Source organism: Promineifilum sp. (SeqCode) (assembly GCF_041918635.1).
In the GTDB taxonomy this organism is placed as follows: Bacteria; Chloroflexota; Anaerolineae; order Promineifilales; family Promineifilaceae; genus Promineifilum.
In genome coordinates this window covers 1-5,726 of sequence record NZ_JAYRVJ010000093.1, presented here as the reverse complement: position 1 = coordinate 5,726, position 5,726 = coordinate 1, and the positions used below count along the sequence as shown (strand labels likewise).

Annotated in this window: 6 protein-coding genes; 1 reads left to right on the top strand and 5 read right to left on the bottom strand. The window is 66.9% G+C overall.

Annotated elements, in window-relative coordinates; translation table 11 throughout:
- The coding region (locus ACE3UY_RS03050) for a hypothetical protein (RefSeq protein ID WP_374686079.1) at positions 1 to 333 on the top strand (333 nt) is incomplete at its 5' end.
- 152 nt (positions 334 to 485) lie between these two features.
- Here the strand turns inward: ACE3UY_RS03050 and leuB are convergent.
- The 5 genes from leuB to ACE3UY_RS03025 all read right to left on the bottom strand — a co-directional run.
- A complete protein-coding gene (gene leuB / locus ACE3UY_RS03045) occupies positions 486 to 1,616 on the bottom strand; it encodes a 3-isopropylmalate dehydrogenase (protein WP_374686078.1) in 1,131 nt (376 codons plus the stop codon).
- 103 nt (positions 1,617 to 1,719) lie between these two features.
- A complete protein-coding gene (locus tag ACE3UY_RS03040; RefSeq protein ID WP_374686077.1) occupies positions 1,720 to 2,325 on the bottom strand; it encodes a YbaK/EbsC family protein in 606 nt (201 codons plus the stop codon).
- The gene (gene cimA, locus ACE3UY_RS03035; protein WP_374686076.1) at positions 2,318 to 3,961 is read right to left on the bottom strand and encodes a citramalate synthase; all 1,644 of its coding nucleotides are present in this window, start codon (positions 3,959 to 3,961) and stop codon (positions 2,318 to 2,320) included. Before cimA ends, ACE3UY_RS03040 begins: the two co-directional genes overlap by 8 nt.
- Positions 3,962 to 4,033: 72 nt before the next feature.
- On the bottom strand, positions 4,034 to 4,651 hold the full coding sequence (gene leuD, locus ACE3UY_RS03030) for a 3-isopropylmalate dehydratase small subunit (RefSeq protein WP_374686075.1): 618 nt from the start codon (positions 4,649 to 4,651) through the stop codon (positions 4,034 to 4,036).
- Positions 4,652 to 4,714: 63 nt separating this feature from the next.
- A partial coding sequence (locus ACE3UY_RS03025) for a 3-isopropylmalate dehydratase large subunit (protein ID WP_374686074.1) occupies positions 4,715 to 5,726 on the bottom strand: 1,012 nt, incomplete at its 5' end.

Here is a 5,726-nt window from a genome sequence, read left to right as displayed (position 1 = left end):
GAGCAGTACTGGGAAATGGCCGCAGAGCTGGACGCGAACACCGCGGCTCCGGCTGCCGAGCAGCCCGCCTACTTCACGGAGCAATACTGGAAGATGGCCGAGGCGTTGCCCGCGACGAGCGCGCCAGCCGCCGAGCAACCGGCCTACTTTACGGAGCCATACTGGGAGATGGCCGCAGAGCTGGACGCGAACACCGCGGCTCCGGCCGCCGAGCAGCCGGCCTACTTCACGGAGCAATACTGGAAGATGGCCGAGGAGCTGGAGGCGAACCCCGCTCCCGAGCCGGAATGGTCTTACTACACCGAGCGCTACTGGAGCCTCAGCGACAAGTAGTTCGTGGTTAGATGATTCATCGCCGCTGTTTCTCTCGTTAGGTGCGACCCACTTTCTAAAGTGGGTCGCACCGGCATAGAACGGCGATGAATCGCCTGACTGCAAGCGCCGGCGTCCGCTCCCCATCCGCCCCACTGAATACTGCTTACTACTTACTGCTTACTGACCACCTCCGCCACCCGCTCCCCCATTTCCACCGTCCCAATCGCCCCCTCACCCGGCCGGGCGATGTCGGCCGTCCGGCAGCCGTCAGCCAGGACGCGCTCGACAGCCGCTTCGACCGCCGCAGCCTCCTCGGCCAGCCCCAGGCTGGAGCGCAGCAACATCGCCGCGCTCAGGATGGTCGCCAGCGGGTTGGCGATACCCCGCCCGGCGATGTCGGGGGCCGAGCCGTGGATGGGTTCATAGAGACCCGGTCGGGTCTTTGACCGCTGACTGCCGACCGCCAACCCCTGCCCATTATCCACCGGTGCATCGCCCAGCGAGGCCGAGGGCAGCATCCCTAACGATCCGGTGATCATCGACGCCTCGTCCGACAGGATGTCGCCGAACATGTTCTCGGTCACGATCACGTCGAAGTCGGCCGGCCGGTTGATGAGGTACATGGCGCAGGCGTCCACCAGCACGTCCTCGCAGACCACGTCGGGGTAGTCGGCGGCCACCTCGTGCGTCACCTCGCGCCACAGCCGCGACGACGCCAGCACGTTGGCCTTGTCCACCGACGTAACCTTGCCGCGCCGGCCGCGGGCCAGTTCGAAGCCCACGCGTACGACGCGCCGGATCTCGCTCTCCCGGTAGCGCAGCGTGTCCACCGCGGCGCGCTCCCCATTCACCGTCTCGCGCCCCTGCGGCCGGCCGAAGTACAGCCCGCCGGTCAGTTCGCGCACGATCATCACGTCCACGCCGCGCACGCGCTCCGGCCGCAAGGGGCTGGCGTCCACCAGCGCGTCGAGCACCCGCACCGGGCGCAGGTTGGCGTACACGCCCATTGCCGCGCGCAACTGAAGCAGCCCTTGCTCCGGCCGCACCGGCGCTTTAGGGTCGCTCCACTGCGGCCCGCCGACCGCCCCCAGCAAGACGGCGTCGGCGGCCAGACAGCCGGCCAGCGTCTCCTCCGGCAGGGCCGCGCCCGCGGCGTCGATGGCGCAGCCGCCCATCAGCCCCTCGTGGAACGCGAAGGTGTGGCCGTAGCGCTCGGCCACCGCCGCCAGCACCTTCCGCGCCTCGGCGACCACCTCCGGCCCGATCCCGTCGCCGGGCAGTAACATAATTATCGCATCCATATGAATGATTCTGGTTTGCTTGTTAACGCAAAGCAACTGTAGCGCAACCATTCCTGGTTGCGGCCTGCTCAGTCAGGAATGACTAAACCACGCGTTGCGCTCTTCATCCTGTCTTCAAGTCTCGCGCTTGGCCGCCGCTGGCGCGCAGCAGGTCGGCCGGCGTGATGGGGAAGACGGTATTGGGCGTGCCCGCGGCGGCCCAGATGACGTCGTAGCTCATCAAGTCCTCGTCTACGTAGACCGTCATTGCCGTCGCGTGGCCGAACGGAGGAACGCCGCCGATGGCGTAGCCTGTCGCGCCGCGTACGGTGTCGGCGTCTGCGCGCTCCACCTGCTTCCGGCCGACGCTGAACAGCGCGGCCAGCTTGCGCGTATCCAACTGGTTCGCCCCCGACACCAGGGCCATGACCGGCGCGCCGCCCACAGTGAACACCAGACTCTTCACGATCTGCCCGACCTCGCAGCCGATGGCCGCCGCCGCCTGTTCGGCCGTGCGCGTCGGCTCGGTGAAGGTCACAATGTCAATGGTCAATCCCAGCCCGGCTGCTGCGTCGGCCACGCGTTGGGCGGAGGGATGCAGGGGGGCAGAGGAGCGAGAGGGCAGGGGAGCAGGGGAGAGCGAACCGTCATGGTCAGAACGGCCTCTTTCACCCCTGCTCCCCTGCCCCCCTGCTCCCCCGTGTTCGGTCTGCAACTCGTCGTCATCCATAGATAGTAACCAACGCATACTCCATACTATCCGCCAGCGCCCGCCAACTGGCGTCGATGATGTTGGGGCTGGCGCCGACGGTGCTCCAGCGGCGCATACCCTGGCGCGACTCGATGAGGACGCGCGTCGTGGCCGCGGTGTTATTCTCGCCATCCAGAATGCGCACCTTGTAGTCCTCCAGCCGCACGCCGGCGATCTGCGGGTACACCCCGCACAGCGCCTTGCGCAGGGCCGTGTCCAGCGCGTTGACCGGGCCGTTGCCCTCGGCCACGGTGTGCATGATCTGCGGCCCTACCCGCACTTTCACCGTCGCTTCGATCACCGTACCGCGGCCCGCGGCCAGTTCGGCGCGCGATTCGCCCGTCGAGCCTCGGAGCCGGCGCTGCACCATGACCGAGTAGTTGATCATCTCGAACGGCGGCACGTAGGCCGGGTGCGTGCGTCGCAGCATCAACTCCACCGACGCATCGGCCCCTTCGAACGTGAAGCCCTGCGCCTCCAGTTGCTTGATCTCGTCCAGCACACGGCCGATGTCGAGGCTCTCCGGGTTCAGCTTGAACTGCCTGATCTTGTCGATCAGATTACCGCGCCCCGACAGTTCCGAGACGACGCTGCGCTGCCGGTTGCCCACCTGGGTCGGGTCGATGTGCTGGTAGCTCTCCGCATTGCGCAGCATGGCCGCGACGTGGATGCCGCCCTTGTGGGCGAAAGCGCTGCTGCCGACGTAGGGCAGGTGATCGTCGTGGGTCAGGTTCGCCAGTTCGGCCACCAGCCGTGACAGTTCCGTCAGTCCGGCCAGCCGCTCCGGCGGCACGCAGTCGTAGCCCATCTTCAGTTGCAGGTCGGGGATGATACTGCACAGGTTGGCGTTGGCGACGCGCTCGCCATAGCCGTTGATCGTCCCCTGCACCTGCGCCGCCCCGGCCCGCACGGCGGCCAGGGTGTTGGCCACGCCGCAGCCCGCGTCGTCGTGGGTGTGGATGCCCAGCGCGACGCGGCCGTTCCCGTTCGCGCGCTCTTCCGCCTCCGCAAGCGGATCGTGGAGCCGCTCCAGCGCCCGCCCAACCGCCTCCTCTATCTCCCAGGGCAGCGAGCCGCCGTTCGTGTCGCACAGCACCACGCAGTCCGCCCCGCCGCGCGCTGCCGCCGCCAGCGTCGCCAGGGCGTACTCCGGGTTGGCCCGGTAGCCGTCGAAGAAGTGCTCGGCGTCGTAGATGACCTCTTTGCCCTTGGCCTTGCAGTAGGCCACGCTGTCCTCGATCATCGCCAGGTTCTCTTCCAGCGTCGTCTCCAGCACCTCGGTGACGTGCAATTCCCAGCTCTTGCCGACCAGCGTCACCACCGGCGTCTTCGCCTCCAGTAGCGCGCTCAGGTTGGGGTCTTGCTCCGGCCGGGTGCCCTTGCGCCGCGTGCTGCCGAAGGCGGCCAACTTGGCATGCTTCAGGCCCAGCGACGGTGCGCGTCGGAAGAACTCCACGTCCTTCGGATTGGAGCCGGGCCAACCCCCTTCAATGTAGTCCATGCCGAATGCATCCAGCCGTTGGGCGATCTTCAGCTTGTCGTCGAGGGACAGGGAGATGCCTTCCCGCTGGGTTCCGTCGCGCAGTGTTGTGTCGTAAAGGGCGATTTTGGTCATGGTTATGCCTTGATTGCTGACAGATCTGACAGGTGTGGGGCGTTGGCCGCCAACGCCCCACACCTGTCAGGTCTAGCTCGATAACCCCTCAGTATTCACGCGGGCGGGCCGCCGCGCCTCATGCGTCTCGATCTGGGGCGCGTGTTTTAGCAGATAGCCCAATTGGTCAAGCCCTTCGAGCATGCAGACCTTGCTGAAGCCGTCGATGGGGAACGGCACGCGCCGGCCGTCGGGCAAGAGGAGCGACTGCGTATCCAGGTCAACCGTCACTTCTACGTCCGGGTCTTCGGCGGCCAGGCTGACCAATTGCTGCTGCGTGTCATCGTCTACCACCAGCGGCAGCAGGCCATTCTTCAGCGCATTGTTGCGGAAGATGTCGGCGAACGAGGTGCTGATGATGGCCCGGAAGCCGTAATCGGTCAGCGCCCATGGCGCGTGCTCCCGGCTGGAGCCGCAGCCGAAGTTGTCGCCGACCAGCAGGATGCGCGCGCCCTGGTGCTCCGGCTGGTTGAGCGGGAAGTCGGGCTTCGGTCGCCCCTCCTCGTCATAGCGCCAGTCGGCGAACAGGTTGGCGCCCAGCCCGCTCTTGCTGATCGTCTTCAAGAAGCGCGCCGGGATGATCTGGTCGGTGTCGATGTGGTCGGCAGGTATCGCCACAATGCGGCTGGTTAAGGTGGTGAATGGTTCCATAGTTGTCAGTTGTCAGTTGTCAGTTGTCAGTGCTGGTCACTGATCACTGACAACTGATCACTACTAAATTAATTCTCTTACATCTGTGATCGTCCCCGTGACGGCCGCGGCGACGGCGGTCAGAGGGCTGGCCAGGAACGTCCGGCCGCCCTTGCCCTGCCGCCCCTCGAAGTTGCGGTTGCTGGTGCTGACGGCGTATTGCCCGGGCGCGAGCTGATCGCCGTTCATGGCGATGCACATGCTGCACCCCGCCTCGCGCCACTCCGCGCCCGCCTCCCGGAAGATGCGATCCAGCCCTTCGGCTTCCGCCTGGCGCTTCACGTCCTGGGAGCCGGGCACGACCATGACGCGCACGCCGTCCTTGACTCGCCGGCCGCTCATCAGTCCCGCCGCCTGTCTCAGATCGCTGATGCGCGAATTGGTGCAACTGCCGATGAAGACCACGTCCACTGGATGACCCAGCAGCGGCCGGCCGGGCGTCAGCGCCATGTAGTCCAGCGCCCGCTGCAGCGTCAGCCGTTGCGTCAGGTCGCTGATGTGGGCCGGGTCGGGCACAGGCGCGGTGATGGGGATGCCCATGCCGGGGTTCGTGCCATAGGTGATCATCGGCTCCAGCACCGCCGCGTCGATGTCGACCGACTTGTCGAAGCGCGCCCCCTCGTCGCTGGGCAGCGCGCGCCAGCCGGCCACGGCCGCGTCCCAGGCCGCGCCCTGCGGCGCGAACGGCCGGCCGGCCAGGTAGTCGAACGTTGTGTCGTCCGGCGCGATCAGCCCGGCCCGCGCGCCCCCCTCGATGCTCATGTTGCAGATGGTCATCCGCTCTTCCATTGTCAGGCCGCGGATAGCCGAGCCGCGGTACTCGAAGACGTGGCCCGTGCCGCCGCCCACGCCGATCCGCGCCAGCAGGGCCAGGATGATGTCCTTGGCCGTCACACCGGGGCGCAGCCGCCCTTCCACGTTAACGGCGTAGGTGTTCGGCTTGTGCTGCAACAGGCATTGGCTGGCCAGCACGTGCTCCACCTCGCTTGTGCCAATGCCGAAGGCCAGCGCGCCGAACGCGCCGTGGGTGGCCGTG